The 16,890-nt window shown below is 40.8% G+C and carries 12 protein-coding genes; 5 read left to right on the top strand and 7 right to left on the bottom strand.

Translation table 11 applies throughout. The features are described 5' to 3' along the window. Positions 1 to 20: 20 nt before the first annotated feature. The 6 genes from J2Y37_RS11265 to J2Y37_RS11240 form a co-directional block, all read right to left on the bottom strand. Complete coding sequence (locus tag J2Y37_RS11265) at positions 21 to 2,012, bottom strand: MacB family efflux pump subunit (RefSeq protein ID WP_349032866.1); 1,992 nt, start codon at positions 2,010 to 2,012, stop codon at positions 21 to 23. A 1-nt stretch (position 2,013) separates the two neighbouring features. Beyond that, positions 2,014 to 3,336 (bottom strand): MacA family efflux pump subunit, encoded by a 1,323-nt coding sequence (locus J2Y37_RS11260; RefSeq protein WP_241323969.1) that lies wholly within the window; start codon positions 3,334 to 3,336, stop codon positions 2,014 to 2,016. A 126-nt stretch (positions 3,337 to 3,462) separates the two neighbouring features. After that, positions 3,463 to 4,458, bottom strand: coding sequence for a DNA polymerase III subunit delta (holA, locus tag J2Y37_RS11255; RefSeq protein ID WP_349032865.1), 996 nt, complete (start codon positions 4,456 to 4,458; stop codon positions 3,463 to 3,465). Between the two features lie 9 nt (positions 4,459 to 4,467). Beyond that, positions 4,468 to 4,977, bottom strand: coding sequence for an LPS assembly lipoprotein LptE (gene lptE / locus J2Y37_RS11250; RefSeq protein ID WP_004672680.1), 510 nt, complete (start codon positions 4,975 to 4,977; stop codon positions 4,468 to 4,470). A 48-nt stretch (positions 4,978 to 5,025) separates the two neighbouring features. Further along, positions 5,026 to 7,635 carry a leucine--tRNA ligase gene (leuS, locus tag J2Y37_RS11245; protein ID WP_349032884.1) on the bottom strand — a complete coding sequence of 870 codons (2,610 nt, stop codon included), beginning with the start codon at positions 7,633 to 7,635 and terminating at the stop codon, positions 5,026 to 5,028. 158 nt (positions 7,636 to 7,793) lie between these two features. After that, on the bottom strand, positions 7,794 to 8,144 hold the full coding sequence (locus J2Y37_RS11240) for a DUF4124 domain-containing protein (RefSeq protein ID WP_241323972.1): 351 nt from the start codon (positions 8,142 to 8,144) through the stop codon (positions 7,794 to 7,796). Positions 8,145 to 8,650: 506 nt separating this feature from the next. Between J2Y37_RS11240 and J2Y37_RS11235 the strand changes: the two genes are divergently transcribed. From J2Y37_RS11235 to J2Y37_RS11215, 5 genes are all read left to right on the top strand, one after another. After that, the gene (locus tag J2Y37_RS11235) at positions 8,651 to 10,375 is read left to right on the top strand and encodes an acetolactate synthase 3 large subunit (protein ID WP_349032864.1); all 1,725 of its coding nucleotides are present in this window, start codon (positions 8,651 to 8,653) and stop codon (positions 10,373 to 10,375) included. After that, complete coding sequence (gene ilvN / locus J2Y37_RS11230; RefSeq protein ID WP_004672684.1) at positions 10,375 to 10,866, top strand: acetolactate synthase small subunit; 492 nt, start codon at positions 10,375 to 10,377, stop codon at positions 10,864 to 10,866. Before J2Y37_RS11235 ends, ilvN begins: the two co-directional genes overlap by 1 nt. 105 nt (positions 10,867 to 10,971) lie before the next feature. After that, positions 10,972 to 11,988, top strand: coding sequence for a ketol-acid reductoisomerase (ilvC, locus tag J2Y37_RS11225; RefSeq protein WP_004672686.1), 1,017 nt, complete (start codon positions 10,972 to 10,974; stop codon positions 11,986 to 11,988). Between the two features lie 90 nt (positions 11,989 to 12,078). Then, positions 12,079 to 13,029 carry a hypothetical protein gene (locus J2Y37_RS11220; protein WP_349032863.1) on the top strand — a complete coding sequence of 317 codons (951 nt, stop codon included), beginning with the start codon at positions 12,079 to 12,081 and terminating at the stop codon, positions 13,027 to 13,029. A gap of 439 nt (positions 13,030 to 13,468) precedes the next feature. After that, entirely contained in the window at positions 13,469 to 15,532 is a 2,064-nt protein-coding gene (locus J2Y37_RS11215) for an EAL domain-containing protein (RefSeq protein ID WP_349032862.1), read from the top strand. An 85-nt stretch (positions 15,533 to 15,617) separates the two neighbouring features. Here J2Y37_RS11215 and J2Y37_RS11210 read toward each other — a convergent pair whose 3' ends face one another. Then, positions 15,618 to 16,763 carry an alpha/beta fold hydrolase gene (locus tag J2Y37_RS11210; RefSeq protein WP_349032861.1) on the bottom strand — a complete coding sequence of 382 codons (1,146 nt, stop codon included), beginning with the start codon at positions 16,761 to 16,763 and terminating at the stop codon, positions 15,618 to 15,620. Positions 16,764 to 16,890 lie beyond the last annotated feature (127 nt).

Here is a 16,890-nt window from a genome sequence, read left to right as displayed (position 1 = left end):
TGGGATAGATTTTTTCGCTATTATTCTCTCGCTAAAGCGGCAACAGGATCGAGTTGGGCGGCATTTCGTGCTGGTAAGAAGCCAAAAACAATACCAATGAGACTTGAACAGACAAAGGCTGCGACGATTGACGTGGTCGAGTAACTCATTTCAATAATGCCTTTGGCGAAATGCCCAATGATTTGTCCAATGCCCAAAGAGAGCAGTACTCCAAGTACGCCACCCAACAAGCAGACCAGAATGGCTTCGATCAGGAATTGTTGCAAAATATCGCTTTGTCGAGCACCGACCGCCATACGTACCCCGATTTCTTGAGTACGCTCAGTCACAGAAACCAGCATGATATTCATGACGCCAATACCACCCACCACCAATGAAATCACGGCAATGGCTGAAATCAACAAAGTCATGGTTGCTGTGGTTTGCTGGATGGTTTCACGGATACTGTCTGAGTTCTGAGTAAATACGTCTTGTGCACCATGACGCTGTTCAAGCAGTGTCAGGATGGCATTTTCAGCTGCGCTGCTTGGGTATTCATCTTTAATTCGCACGATGATGCTGCGAACGTTGGATTGACCTAACATGCGACTCATAACTGTCGAGTAGGGGAGATAGACATTCAAGCTGTCAGAATTGCCCATGAAACCTTGCTGAGCATCAATCACACCAATAATTCGACTCGGTACACTGCCCAGAAGAATCACTTGACCGACGGGATTGGTCCCATCCGCAAAAAAGGTTTTCTCAGTATTGGTATCAATCACCACATCCTGCGCACGTTGGGTGACGCCATCTTTGTCAAAAGGCTGACCTGATTTAAAAGTCATTCCTCGAACATAGAAAAAGTCTTCGCTGACACCATTGACCGTTGCCGATGCTTCGGTATCTTTGAAACGTAAAGTCACACTGGTATTGGCCGATGGACTGACGCCATCGACATAGGGTTGCTCCGCGAGTGCATCTGCATCGGCAGGGACAAGGGTTTTAACTTGAGAAGCTCTGGAGGTATCACCAAAACCTCGTCCTTGATAAACGGTGATAGTGTTGGTACCGAGACTGCTAATATTTTCTAGAATTTGTTTTTGCGAACCATTACCCAACGCTACAACAGATACCACGGATGCAATCCCGATGATAATGCCGAGCATAGTCAAAAACGTACGCATGCGATGGGCATTCATTGCAAGCAATGCCATACGGAATGCTTCACCTAAACGATCAAAGAAAGATCGCCAAGCAGAGGTTTTCTTTTGCGGATTGCGTTGTAAGGGATGATGTTCTAAATCAGGATCGGTATTTTCAGGCGTATTGGCGCGATCTGAAATAATATTACCATCACTGATTTCAATAATTCGTGTCGCATTTTTAGCGACATTCATATCATGGGTCACCAGAATAATAGTATGACCTTTGGCATTGAGTTCACGTAAAATACGCATCACCTCAACGCCACTGTTTTTATCCAATGCACCTGTTGGCTCATCTGCCAAGATCACATCGCCGCCGTTCATCAAGGCGCGAGCAATCGAAACACGTTGTTGTTGTCCGCCAGAAAGCTGGCTTGGTCGATGATGTAGGCGTTCTTCAAGCCCAAGCTCGGATAATAATTCAGCAGATCGTTGCTGACGTAAATGACTTTCCACACCTGCATAAATGGCTGGAACTTCTACATTTCCTGAAGCGCTAAGATCTCCTAGCAAATGATAGCGTTGGAAAATAAAACCAAAATATTCTCGGCGTAATTGTGCCAGTTCATCGGGTTCGAGCTGACGTGTTTCTCGTCCACTCACCAGATAACTTCCAGCGCTCGGCTTATCCAAACATCCTAAAATGTTCATTAGGGTTGATTTGCCTGAACCTGACTGACCGACGATCGCGACCAATTCACCCGCATAAATTTTTAAATTAATGCCTTTGAGGATCTGTACTGTTCCTTCGCCCGCAGGAAATTCACGCGTGAGGTCAGTGACCTCAAGTAGAGGCTGAGATGAATGTATTTGATTTTGAGTCATATTACATTCTCATCGCACGTTGGCTACTACGTTTTGCCGCTTCATTTGAGCTATCTGAAGCATCGGCAATCACTACTTGATCACCTTGTTTCAGACCTTTGATGACTTGCGCTGTGACACGATTATTGAGACCAATTAACACAGGTTGTGGTTGGATGCTGCCATCTGCTTGTAGTACACGAATCATGCTGGTTGATGCTTTGCCTTGCGTAATTAATGCTTGTTCATCCGCGGTCAACTCGAGGCGTTTCGGTTGTTGCGATTTTGCGCCATCTTTGGTTTCGGTTTTATCTGTTCCGCGATCTTTTCGATTTGGACGTTTACTTGTTTGTAACGCTGAAGCTGGCACGGTGAGCACATTTTTTGCCTCAGCCAACACAATATAAACCTGCGCTGTCATATCAATACGTAATTTGCCATCTTCATTTGGCACATCAAACAGCGCGTTATAGTACACAGCAGAGCTGGTAGATGACGAACTGGTGTTGGTATTTTCGGTATTAATTGAATTGGGTGCAGGTTCGACTTGGCGTAATTTTGCGTAATGTTTTTTCTCACTATTGCCTAAAGTTGTGAAATAAACCGTTTGGCCTTTTTCAACGCGCATCACATCCGCTTCAGAAATCTGTGCTTTAACCGTCATGGTATCTAACGTTGCAAGTTTCACAATGGTGGGTGCAGTTTGATTGGCATTCACCGTTTGACCTTCTTCGGTCACAATTGCCACAATCGTACCGTCCATCGGCGCAACGATTTGGGTATATCCCAAGTCTTCTTTTGTGGTTGCAAGGGTTAAGCGTGATTGTTCAATCTGCGCATTGATGGCCGCGATTTGTGCTTGAGCCGTTTTGTAACTGGCTAATGCAGATTCTAGTTCAGCACGAGAGGTGGCATCTTGACTGAACATGGTTTGTTGGCGTTTGTATTCTGCTTCTACTTTCGCAAGGTTGGCTTGTTGAACTGCCAATTGCGCTTGTTGATTTTTAATACTGGCTTCGGCTGTTTTCAATTCATTTTCTTGGCGAACAGAATCAATTTGGGCAATCAGTTGTCCTTGTTTAACTTGATCACCAAGTTGCACATACATCCTTTTAACTTGACCTGAAACTTGCGCGCCGACACTGACCATCTTAGTCGCTTCTAATACGCCTGTCGCTAAAACTGAACTTTCGATATCACCACGACTCACTTCAGCAGTAATGTACTGCGGTGCAGTTTCTTTCGGCTTTAACATCAGCCAACTGAGTAGGGCGATCACCAGAATGCTGACCACAATGATGATTGTTTTTACAGGTCTAACTTTTTTAGAAATCATTTTTGGCATGGTACAAGCGCGTAATTAAAAAATTTTGTTTAGTATAAAAGTGAAATAAGGATAAAGCGTGAATATTTTTAATCTATAATGAGAATTATTCTCTATTTTCTTATTTGATCTAGCGCTTTTATCGGTTTACGAAGATTGGGTAAATAAAGTTGTACCGCAAAGTTTGCTAATCGCTTGCAACATTAAATGATTGCTATTCTGTTTGGACATGCCTTTGATGGCAGCATCTATCTGTAATAATAAATCAGGCCATGTGAGAAACTGCTGCGGATTTAGACGACGTAGCGCCTGTTGATAGTTTGATACTTTGGTTTTCCAAATACCCAGTTGCAAGGCGTTTTGTGGTTGTTCAAACAGTTGCATCAATAAACGCATTTCTTTGCTCAGCGTCCATAAAATCAGACTGTCAGGCTCGCCCGCTGCAATCAGGTATTGATAAATTTTAACAGATTGCGCTAAGTTTCCCGCCAGTAAGGCATCGCTTAAATCATACGTGGTATAACGCGACTGATCCTGCAAACAGGCATACAATTGTTCAGTCTGAATGTGTTGGATATCAGGGAAGGTATCTGCAACACGCATCAAGCTATTTTTAGCAGCCAATAAGTTATGTTCATGATGCTGCATTAGCCATTGCCATGCTGCTTGATCTAACTGAATACCGAGTTTTTCTGCTTCAATATTTAAAATACGTTGTCGGTCTTGAGGATAAGTGGCGGTGAGTGGCACCACCACACCATTGGCTTCGACCACTTGGAAAAATGCAGATTTAAGGTTACCACTGTCTTGTTTAGGTAAAACAATCAGTAATAAATTATGTTCATTGTGTTGTATATAACTTTTGAGTTGTTTTAAGCCATTGGCATCGGGTTTGATATTGCCATGAACTTCGATTGCCAGTTGTTGAGAAAACAGCGACAAACTATTCAGGGCATTAAAGACATTTTTCCAATCATTGACACTGCTAATATCATAACGCTGGCGTTCAACCTCTTGTTGCTGCCAGCTCTTACGAAAGGTGTCGAGCAGATTCTGCTCGAGTAGAGGCTCTTGACCATGAATGATCCATGCACCACGAGCATCTTTAACCCTTTTTAACGCCTGAACATAATCTAGTTTCATAGATACAGATTATGATTGAGCTTTAGGTAGGCGATTTGCTGCGATCTGACGCGTCACTTGCTGAGCTACATCATCAATCACAATACGATTCAGATAAGCTTCTTGTTGATTATCCGTGTTGACTGTTGCGACATCGTATTGGTAAGTGCGTGATGCGGTTAAAGTACGCGGTTCAGTAATTTTATTGCCTTGACGGTCTTCAATTTGAAAAGTCACTGTCAAACGAAGCAGAACCTCGGTCAATTTACCATTCAGTAATTGGCGGCGAGGGGTGTAATCCAAAATGCGTAGTACATAAGCATCATTTGAATTGCTCAGTTGTACGCCTGTTGCACTGAGATAAATACTCAGTCGGTTTTCCAACTCATCAGTATAGTCAGGCAAAACTAAAGTCAGTTTGTTATAGACCAGTGGTGTTGCCGCTGGATTATTGCCTTTTAAGTGAAAGCCACAGCCGACTAAGCCTGCACTTAGACCTAAGGTTAAAACAATCGCAGCTAAACGTTGTGCTAAGTGCATATCCATTCCTCATAGACAATGAGGGCGTATATAATACGCCCTTACAGTTTAAACGACTAAATTCACCAATTTGTTTGGTACAACGATTTCTTTTTTGGTTGGACCAGTTAAGAATTGTTGAACTTCTGGTAACGCTTTTGCCTGAGCCAATAAATCTTCTTTAGAGATATCGACAGCGACGTCTAACTTAGCACGAAGTTTACCATTCACTTGTACAACAATCGTTTGTGTATTACGGGTTAACGCAGACTCATCGACTTGTGGGAATTCAACTGTGGTTAAATCCATTCCGAACTGAGTTAACAAGGTTTGACTCAAGTGCGGTGCAAATGGCGCAAGTAAAGTCAACAATGTCGTAATGGCTTCGCGCGCAACCGCAACGTCATTGTCATCTTTGATTTCAAACTTATTGCTAGCATTCAGCAATTCCATCAATGCTGCAATTGCAGTATTAAAAGCATGACGACGTTCGATGTCATCACCCACTTTTTGAATAGTTTCGTGGGTTTTACGACGTAAGTCTTGCGCATCTTTTGAAAGTTTGCTGCGATCAATCGCCGTTGCTTGATTGCCTTTTTCCAAGAAACCAGACGTTAAACGCCATACGCGTTTCAAGAAGCGGTTTGAACCCTCAACACCTGCATCAGACCATTCTAATGATTGATCTGGTGGTGCAGCGAACATCATAAATACACGTGCGGTATCTGCGCCGTATTGATCAATAATCGCTTGTGGGTCGATACCATTGTTTTTCGACTTGGACATTTTTTCTTGTCCGCCGATCACAACTTCTTGGCCATCACCTGAATATTTAGCTGAAAGGATACGACCTTTCTCATCACGTTCTAACTCGATATCAGCAGGGTTAAACCAAGTCTTCTTACCATTCTCAGCTTCGCGATAGAAGGTATCTGCCAAGACCATACCTTGCGTTAACAAGTTAGTAAATGGTTCATTGCCTTGTACCACACCTTCATCACGCATCAATTTATGGAAGAAACGTGCATAAAGTAAATGCAGAATCGCGTGCTCTACACCACCGATGTATTGGTTGACTGGAAGCCAGTTTTGCGCAGCTTCAGGTTTAACTAGACCGCCCGTAAAGTCAGGCGATGCGTAACGCGCATAGTACCAAGATGATTCTACGAAAGTATCCAATGTATCGGTTTCACGACGTGCATCGCCACCGCAGTTTGGACATTTTGTTTCATAGAACTCTGGCATCTTGTTCAATGGATTGCCAGAACCATCTGGAACCACATCAGTCGGTAATACCACAGGCAATTGATCTTCTGGAACAGGGACTTGACCACATGTATTACAGTTGATCATTGGAATTGGACAACCCCAATAACGCTGACGAGATACACCCCAGTCACGTAAACGGAATTGAACCTTCGCGTTCGCTAAACCTTGTGGTTCTAGTTTTGCAAGGAATGCATCAAAAGCGTCTTGGAGGGTTAAGCCATCAAATTCGCTAGAATTGACCAGTTTGCCTTCTTTAGAGCCATACCATTCCTGCCATTCAGCTGCAGTGTATTCAGCATCATCAACGCCTTTAGCATCAATGACTTGTTTGATTGGCAGGTTGAATTTATTGGCAAACTCAAAGTCACGTTCGTCATGTGCAGGCACAGCCATTACCGCACCCGAACCATATGACATCAACACGTAGTTGGCGATCCATACTGGCAACTCTTCACCAGTGACTGGATGCTTCACAAATAAGCCCGTTGCCATGCCTTTCTTTTCAGCAGTGGCTAAATCAGCTTCAGCGACTGAACCCATGCGACATTCTTCAATAAATGCAGCAAGTACAGGGTTGCTTTCCGCTGCTTTCAATGCCATTGGGTGTTCAGCAGCAACAGCGACATAGGTTGCACCCATCAGGGTATCTGCACGAGTGGTATAGACAGTTAAGCTATCTGCATACACGTCAGGACTTGCAGAAGGGAAAGTGATTTCCATCCCTGTTGAACGACCAATCCAGTTACGCTGCATGGTCAAGACTTGCTGAGGCCAGCCATCTTTTAAGGTATCTAAATCGTCTAATAATTCTTGTGCATAGTCCGTAATGCGGAAGTAGTACATTGGAATATCACGTTTTTCAACCAATGCACCTGAACGCCAACCACGACCATTTTCAACTTGTTCATTGGCTAAAACGGTCTGGTCTACAGGATCCCAGTTCACGGTTGAAAGCTTACGATAGATCAAGCCTTTCTTATAAAGCTGAACGAATAACCATTGTTCCCAGTGATAGTACTCAGGGGTACAGGTAGCAAATTCACGATCCCAATCGACAGATAAGCCCAATTTTTTTAATTGGTCACGCATATAAGCGATGTTTTCAAAGGTCCATTTTGCTGGAGCAACTTGATGGGCAATCGCTGCATTTTCCGCAGGTAAACCAAATGCATCCCAACCCATTGGTTGTAGAACGGTTTCACCTTTTAGGCGGTAAAAACGGCTAATCACATCGCCAATCGTGTAGTTACGCACATGGCCCATATGCAGTTTGCCACTTGGATAGGGGAACATCGATAGGATATAGCGATGTTTACCCTCTACAGTGTCTGCAACTTTAAAAACTTTGCGATTGTCCCAGTCTTGTTGAACTTGAGGCTCAATGGCACTTGCTTGATATTCGGCGTCAATGTGAGAAGTCGTCATAGGGATATGCGATACAACAAAATAAGTGGAAAATAATTGCTGCACAGCATAGCGCAAAACGGGGTGAAATGTCAGTTTTTAGCAGTGTTTTTATTGGATATAAGTGAGGAGAATGTCTTGGACACTCTCCCTAAACTTTTAAGTTATTGTTCTACTGGTGCTGCTGCTATTCCTATATTTTGTGGTTGGGGTGTTTCATCTCCATGCATATTTTCTTGTTGAAGCTGATTTGTATTCGATGAGGTGTTGTGTTGAGGTGTAGTTTGCTGATTTTGTGAAGAAGCATTGGGACTGCTTTGATTGTTATTTGAACCATAAGTTGAAATTTTATCTAAGCGTTTTGCTCCTTTAGGTGGTGGAGTAGTGGTGTAATGCGTCGAACCATTCGCATCGATCCATTTATAATATTGTTGAGCATATATTTGGCCAGAACAGAACATGAACAAACTAGTTAAGGTTATGGATGTAATTGTTTTTAAATGAGATGATTGCATTGTGATTTTCCCCAAGATCATTTGATCCGATCAGTTGTTTAATATTCAAAATAAATACTTTAACTGGAAATTATAAATACCAAAAGTACAATAATTGAAATAAAACTCATTTGAATATGCAGTTATTTTTATAACTGCGCTGTTTAAAAAAACAGCAGCCAAAAAATATTATATAAAATCTGTTCCTTTAATCTTGACTTTGTGCAGGAAAGCAACAAAAATGCTTGCTTTAGTTTTATATGCGTTTATTTGATCACCCTTCGAATAAATGTCATGGCTTGCAATGGACATTCTTTCTAGCCGAGAGAATGATTTTTTGAAATATGTTTATCCCAACATGTTTTGATTCGAGATGTAATAACAGCTTATACGGCTGATGAGTCAGAAAATTTTTCCTATTGCAGCAAAAACGAGTAGAATACGCACACATACAAAAAGTGCATAAGTTAATGAATGAAACACAATTTATGCCTCCCATAAATTGTGTAAACATAGGGTGAATCACGTTGGAACTTTTATCTGGTGGTGAAATGCTCGTTCGTGCCCTCGCGGACGAAGGCGTAGAGCATGTTTTTGGTTATCCAGGCGGCGCAGTTTTACATATTTATGACGCGCTTTTTCAACAAGACAAAATCAATCATTACCTTGTACGTCATGAGCAAGCTGCTGGTCATATGGCAGATGCTTATTCACGCGTAACAGGGAAAACAGGTGTTGTTCTTGTTACTTCTGGTCCAGGTGCAACAAATACTGTAACTCCAATCGCAACTGCATATATGGACTCAATCCCAATGGTGATTCTGTCTGGTCAGGTTGCGAGTCATTTAATTGGTGAAGATGCCTTTCAGGAAACAGATATGGTTGGGATTTCGCGCCCAATCGTAAAACACAGTTTCCAAGTGCGTCATGCCAGCGAAATTCCTGCCATTATTAAAAAAGCATTTTATATCGCATCTTCTGGTCGTCCGGGTCCAGTTGTGGTCGATATTCCTAAAGATGTAACTAATCCAGCAGATAAATTTGCCTACGAATATCCTGAAAAAGTGAAGATGCGTTCTTATCAACCACCATCACGTGGTCACTCAGGTCAGATTCGTAAAGCAATTGATGAGCTGATTACCGCGAAACGCCCAATGATCTATACAGGCGGTGGTGTTGTTCAAGGTAATGCTTCTGGATTGTTGACTGAACTTGCACATTTATTGGGTTATCCAGTCACCAATACTTTGATGGGCTTAGGTGCTTTCCCAGGAAATGATCCACAATTCGTGGGTATGTTGGGGATGCATGGAACCTATGAAGCCAACATGGCAATGCATAATGCAGATGTGATTTTAGCGATTGGTGCGCGTTTCGATGACCGTGTAACCAACAACCCTGCTAAATTCTGTCTCAATGCTAAAGTCATTCACATTGATGTCGATCCAGCAACCATTTCAAAAACCATTATGGCGCACATCCCGATCGTGGGTGCAGTAGAGCCTGTGTTGCAAGAAATGTTGGCACAACTCAAGCAGATGAATGTTTCTAAGCCAAACCCTGAAGCGATTGCAGCATGGTGGTCTCAAATTAATGAGTGGCGTAAAGTGCATGGTTTGCGTTATGAAGCGGCTAAAAATGGTGAAATGAAACCACAACAAGTGGTTGAAGCACTGGACCGTGTGACCAATGGTGAAGCGATCATTACCTCTGACGTTGGTCAGCATCAAATGTTTGGTGCAAACTACTATAAATACAAACGTCCACGCCAATGGATCAACTCTGGTGGCTTAGGCACCATGGGTGTTGGCTTGCCATATGCGATGGCAGCCAAGCTTGCATTCCCTGATCAGCAAGTGGTGTGTATTACAGGTGAAGCATCGATTCAGATGTGTATCCAAGAATTATCAACATGTAAGCAATATGGCTTAAATGTGAAAATTCTTTGCTTAAATAACCAAGCTTTGGGCATGGTGAAACAGTGGCAAGATATGAACTACGAAGGACGTCATTCAAGTTCTTATGTCGATTCATTGCCTGATTTCGCTAAGTTAATGGAAGCTTATGGTCATGTCGGTATTCAAATCGATCATGCAGATGAGCTTGAGTCTAAACTCGCTGAAGCGATGGCGATTAATGATAAATGTGTATTCATTAATGTCATGGTCGATCGGACTGAGCATGTTTATCCAATGTTGATCGCAGGTCAGTCGATGCAAGACATGTGGTTAGGAAAAGGGGAGCGTACCTAATGAGACATATTATTTCGGTACTCGTTGAAAACGAAGCTGGTGCGCTTTCTCGTTTAGTAGGCTTATTCAGCCAACGTAACTACAACATTGAGACTTTAAATGTTGCGCCGACTGAAGATGAAACCTTATCTCGTCTGACCTTAACGACTTATGGTGATGACCATAAAATTGAACAAATTACCAAGCAGTTGAACAAACTGGTTGAAGTCGTGAAAGTGGTTGACCTGTCTGAAGGTGCACACATTGAACGTGAGTTGATGTTGATTAAAGTAAAAGCGTTGGGAGCGGCTCGTGCTGAAATCAAACGTACTGCTGATATCTTCCGCGCTCAAATCGTTGATGTAACGCCAACGACTTATACCATTCAGATCGCTGGTACTACCGACAAGATTGATGGTTTTATTGATGCATTGGCTGAAAATACCATCCTAGAGGTTGTACGCTCAGGTGTTTCAGGCATCGCGCGTGGCGAAAAAGTTCTAACAATTTAGTATATATTTCTCCCGATTTTGGCCAAAGCAATGCCAAAATCGGGAGCGACCAAATCTGTCCTTGTATAACAAGGGAAATGACAAAAATTTTAGCGGAGAAAACAGATGCAAATTTTTTACGATAAAGACTGTGACTTATCAATCATCCAAGGCAAGAAAGTTGCAATTATTGGTTATGGTTCACAAGGTCATGCTCACGCACTTAACTTAAAAGACTCTGGCGTAGATGTCACTGTTGGTTTACGTGCAGGTTCTACTTCTTGGAAAAAAGCTGAAAATTCAGGTCTTAAAGTATCTGAAGTTCCAGCTGCTGTTGCTCAAGCTGACTTAGTCATGATCTTGACTCCAGATGAGTTCCAATCTCAGCTTTATCGTGATGTGATTGAACCAAATATCAAAGAAGGCGCGACTCTAGCATTTGCACATGGTTTCTCTATTCTTTATAACCAAGTTGTTCCACGTAAAGACTTAGACGTGATTATGGTTGCACCAAAAGCACCAGGTCATACTGTACGTTCAGAATTCCAACGTGGTTCAGGTGTTCCTGATTTAATCGCGATTCATCAAGATGCGTCTGGTAATGCACGTAACGTTGCACTTTCTTATGCTTCTGGCGTAGGTGGTGGTCGTACTGGTATCATCGAAACTTCTTTCCGTGAAGAAACTGAAACTGACTTATTCGGTGAGCAAGCAGTTCTTTGTGGTGGTGCGGTTGAATTGGTGAAAATGGGCTTCGAAACTTTGGTTGAAGCGGGTTATTCACCAGAAATGGCATATTTCGAATGTTTACACGAATTGAAATTGATCGTTGATTTGATGTTCGAAGGCGGTATCGCGGACATGAACTATTCAGTATCAAACAATGCTGAATATGGCGAATATGTAACGGGTACTGAAGTTATTAACGAACAGTCTCGTGAAGCAATGCGTAATGCATTGAAGCGTATCCAGTCTGGTGAATATGCGAAAATGTTCATCCAAGAAGGTGCGTTAAACTACCCATCTATGACTGCTCGTCGTCGTCAAAACGCTGCACATGGTATCGAAGTAACTGGTAACAAGTTACGTGCGATGATGCCTTGGATTCAAGCGAACAAGATCGTAGACAAAGAGAAGAACTAATTCTCTAATTATATGATTCTGTGCTATAAAACCCTGTGAAAGAGCAGGGTTTTATATTTTTACTTTTTGGTAATTGGCTTTGGGTGGGGAATGAATTTACCATTAACGGATTTACAGAAAAATAAATTAAAAGTTTTGGAACCAAGATTAAATAGAGCTATCAATGAACAAAATTATAAGTTTGCTAAAGAAATAGTTGTTGATATTCAAAGTATCTTAAGGCCAACAAAGCATTTTGTTAGATTGGTGCAATCCAAGAATAAGTTGTGCGAACTTGCTATAGAATTGAATGATACGAAGTATGCTTTATCACTATTGAATTCAAATATTTTAGTTATTAATAAAAACACTAGGATTTATTTAGAAACAGTTTCACTATTAGCAATTTGCCATCTTAGAATGAAAGATGTGGAGGCTGCTAAAAAATATATTAAAGAAGTTTTAGTAAATCATACAGTTATTAAAACTGATAGGACTAGAGAGATTTTTCATTATGAAATTATAAATAGATTTAATGAGGAGGTGGCCTTAGCAACTTTAACAGGTTATGAGAGTTTTTATCTAGATCAAGATGATATTGAAAAAGAAGCTATTAGAATTATTCAGAATTTAACAGAAGATGAGATTTTTAGCCAGATTGGAAAAAATTCGCCGCAGTCAACTAAGGATTTAATTTATATAGTGCATGATTATTCAACTAAACAACTCACATTCACAGAAAGATTAGCATTACCAAGCCCAGATCAAAAAGTTAAAGATAAAGAGGTCGGCTTAACAATATTTGAATCTGTAAAACGTGTCTTGTATAACTCATTATGTAACCCTGATAGTGAAATTTATAAAGCTTGGTTTAGTAATGGGTTGCAGCTGGTGCTAGATAAAAAATATATTGTTAGTTCCGTCGTAAGTTGTTTAAGTGGGATAGGTTTTGGAGTTTCTATGATAGCTGCTTCGATAGTAGCGTTAATTACAAAATTTGGTATAGAAGTTTATTGTGTACAGCAAAAGCCAATATATGTTTCCGAAATTAGAAATAAATAGTAGATGCTCGATAACAGAGTTATAACAATACAAATAAAAAATAGGCTTAATATTGTTCATGTTTTAATCGATTTAATACGTATATTTCGTATTTGATTGAGGCAATATCGTTGCATACTTTGGGGTATCTGCACGATTCACAGCATTAAAAGAGTAATCACTTAAACTTTAAAATAATCGGGTAAAAGATAAAGTAAGTCTTTAGATAAAAAATGGAATGGGAAAAACAATATTTTTTATAGGAATAAACTGTATTTTATGTTTTTATTCTATTGATTTATAAAGTGAAAAAGACTTGACCTTATGCTAGATGATGTTATTGTTAGGAAAAGTTTATGAAGATAAACTTCATATTTCTTTGAGTGTGAAGGATCGTTCTGATTTTGAGCAATTTGCTCAGTAAATAAAAAAAAGTACTGAATAATCATGGAAGTCCTTTATGGTACACGTTGATTACGATAGCACATTGGTCATCGTTTCCATTCTGGTTGCAGTCGTGATCTGTTACGCTGCAGTTTCAATGGAAGAGCTCGTTTTTAAAGCTGCTTATAAAAAGTTTGAAAAAAGCATTTTAGTAGCGAGTGGTCTGATTTTAGGCCTAGCGATATGGTCGATGCATTTTGTGGGGATGCTGGCTAGCCATTTGCCAGAAGGATATCATTTTGATGTTGGTTTGACGGTTCTCTCTTATCTGATTGGAGCGGTCGCCTCTGTCTTTGCGGTATGGTTGACTTCGCGTCAAACTTTACCTCTTGCTCGTTTGATTCTAGGCGCTGTTTTTATGGGGCTTGGGATATCTGGCATGCATTATACGGGGATGATGGCGCTCACCGTTGAATATCATCAGATGTATTATGATCCATTGCTTGTGATCTGCTCGATTTTGATCGCAATTAGTGGTTCTGGCTTAAGTTTCTTTTTTATTTTTAAATATAAAGCTGCGGTGAGCTATAGAATTACTTTAAAAGTAATTGTTGCTGTGTTAATGGCATTGAGTATCGTTGGCATGCACTATATCGGCATGGCTGCAACGTACTTTAATGAAAACCTCGTTAAAGTAATTACTCCTGCACAAACTGAACAAAGCGTTTTATTATTCACGATTATTGTTATTACCAGTTTGGTTTTTGTCGCAGGTTTCGCGGTAGCCATATTGGAAGCTCGATTAGAGCAACGCAATCAACAACTCACTTTAATCAATAAAGAACTTGCGACACAGTCTTTACATGATGCATTAACTAAATTGCCCAATCGTTTATATCTAACCGATTATGCCGAGGTTGTTTTTACTCATCATCGTTTACGTGAACAGAAAGTGGCTTTTTTATATATTGATTTAGACCGCTTTAAATCTGTGAATGATGCTTTTGGTCATCATGTTGGTGATCAATTACTGATTCAAATGGCAAATCGTTTACATAATCAACTCAATGCCAATCAAAGGTTATTTCGTATTGGTGGTGATGAGTTTGTCTTGATTTCGGAAAACACCGACAGCAATGATGCGATGCAACTAGCAGAACGTATTTTGTACTTCATTCAGGAAACTTACTTGATTGCAGGTAAAGATATTAATATCTCTGCGAGTCTTGGCATCGCGATGTATCCTGAGCATGGAACCAATGTGCAAGATCTCCTGATTAATGCGGATATTGCCATGTTGATGTCTAAAGATCAGGGACGTAATACCTACACCATGTTTCATGCGATGACGGATCAACAAGATGTCCGTAGTCAATCAAAATTGATCAATGATTTGTATAAAGCAGTGGATGAGCAGCAGTTCATTTTATTTTATCAACCTAAATTTACGGCAAATTATGAGGTATGTGGTGTTGAGGCACTGATTCGTTGGAATCACCCAAGTTTAGGATTGCTAACACCACACATGTTTATTGATGGGGCGGAGAAAACTGGTTTAATTATTCCCATGGGGTATTGGGCTTTGGAACAGGCTTGTCAGCAAATTCAGAAATGGGAACAAGAAAATAGTCCATTTTATCCCATTGCAGTCAATTTATCGGCGCTTCAATTTGAAAATAAAAAACTCTTTGGTGTCTTAGAACAACTGATTGAACAATATGCTATTCAACCTCAGCATCTGATTTTAGAAATCACTGAGTCAACTGCAATGCATCATATTGATTCGAGCATTCGTACCTTGGAGCGTTTACGTCAGCTGGGTATCCGTATTGCCATCGATGATTTTGGTACAGGTTATTCAAGCTTCTTGTATTTAAAAGACTTACCTGTAGATGAGTTGAAAATAGATCGGGGTTTTATCATCGATTTACAACCTAACTCTAAAGAAGAAGCAATTTTAGAAAGTATTATTCATCTTGCTGCAAAACTCGGTTTGACGGTAACTGCAGAAGGGGTAGAAACCCAACAGCAAGCTGATATTTTAACCAAGCTGGGCTGCCATCAGTTACAAGGGTATTTATTGGGAACACCCGTTAATATTGAAAGTTTGGTATTGCATCGTCAGCAACGCTTGGCTTAGCGTCCCAAGCATTTTTCGATTAGGCTGAGTTAAAGGTAAGGTTGTGGTTTTAAAGGATCGCAACCTTACCGACGTATGCAAATGATCAAAGAGAGCGTTGGGCTAACCAATCAGTCACCACAGGCCAAACGGTTTGAGGTGCTTGATTGCCTGAGACCAATCCCATATGTCCGCCTGCGACGATTTTAAACTGCTTATCTTCACTGCTGATGAGATCCATTAAAGGACGTATCGCTTCAGTGGTGACGATGATATCGGTATTACCACCGACCGCGAGTACCGAGCAGTCGATATCTTTTAAGTTTGCAGTCTGTTCACCGAATTGAACTGAACCCGTCGACAACTCATTATCGATCCAGAAGCGTAAAATAATATCTCGCATAACACCACCTGGATAGGCCAGCATGTTATCGACAAAAGAGCTTGAGGTTGCATGGTTAATCACAAATTGGCGATCATTCAGATTTCTGACCAGTTCCCAATAATTTTTAAAGTTACCGATAGGGTCTGTTAGTTTAAAACCAAGGGTGTTCTGCCAACCATGAATATGAAAGACACGGCTTGGGATTTGTTTAATACGAAAATTGGTGTTGTTGCGAATCCATTGCGCAGGAATGGTTAAGCGTTGGTATAGCTTGCCCATATAACCTGATTGATGGGTGTTAATCGGTGAGGCTAAAATGACTAAGTTTTTTATATTTTTATCTTTAAATAACGAGGTATAGCAGAGTGAAAGGGCGCCGCCTAAACTCCAACCATAAAGTGACAGTTGTTGCTGACCACTATGTTTTCTGATTTGTTCGATAAAGTCAGGCATAAACGTTTTTACGTAAGTGCCTAAATTGTATTTGGCTTGGCGCAAACTCGGTGTACCCCAATCGATCAAGTAAAGCTCAAAACCTTGCGATTGAAAATAACGAACCAAGCTACGTGAAGGAAATAAATCATAAATCAGCATATTTGCAGCTAAAGGCGGCACAATAACCAATGGAATTCGGTGATTTTGCGCTGCGCCTATATCTGCTGCGTAATAACGTAAACTAATGATTTCACGTTGATAAACAACGTCAAATGGTGTTTTACCTGATAAGGCAAGTTGATGTCCGCGTAACAAGCGATCCGCAGCATTGGAAGCGATATGGCGTGTTTGCTGACCAGTCGGGCTATTCAGTATTTTTTGTGCAGTTTTGGAGTGAAGTAAACGTTGTCTAACTTTCGGCAATTGAGTCATTGGAAGCTAAAACTCTAAGGTTGCTATTCAGTAGCCGCATCTTAGAAGAAAAATGAGATGAGCTCAGTGACTCATCTGCTTAACTTATCCCCCAAAATGATCAATTTAGGATGTTTATTGAATGGAT

Source organism: Acinetobacter sp. 3657 (genome assembly GCF_031456775.1).
Classification (GTDB): domain Bacteria; phylum Pseudomonadota; class Gammaproteobacteria; order Pseudomonadales; family Moraxellaceae; genus Acinetobacter.
The sequence above is the reverse complement of the archived record's forward strand: the minus strand, read 5'-3'. Positions and strand labels throughout refer to the sequence as shown.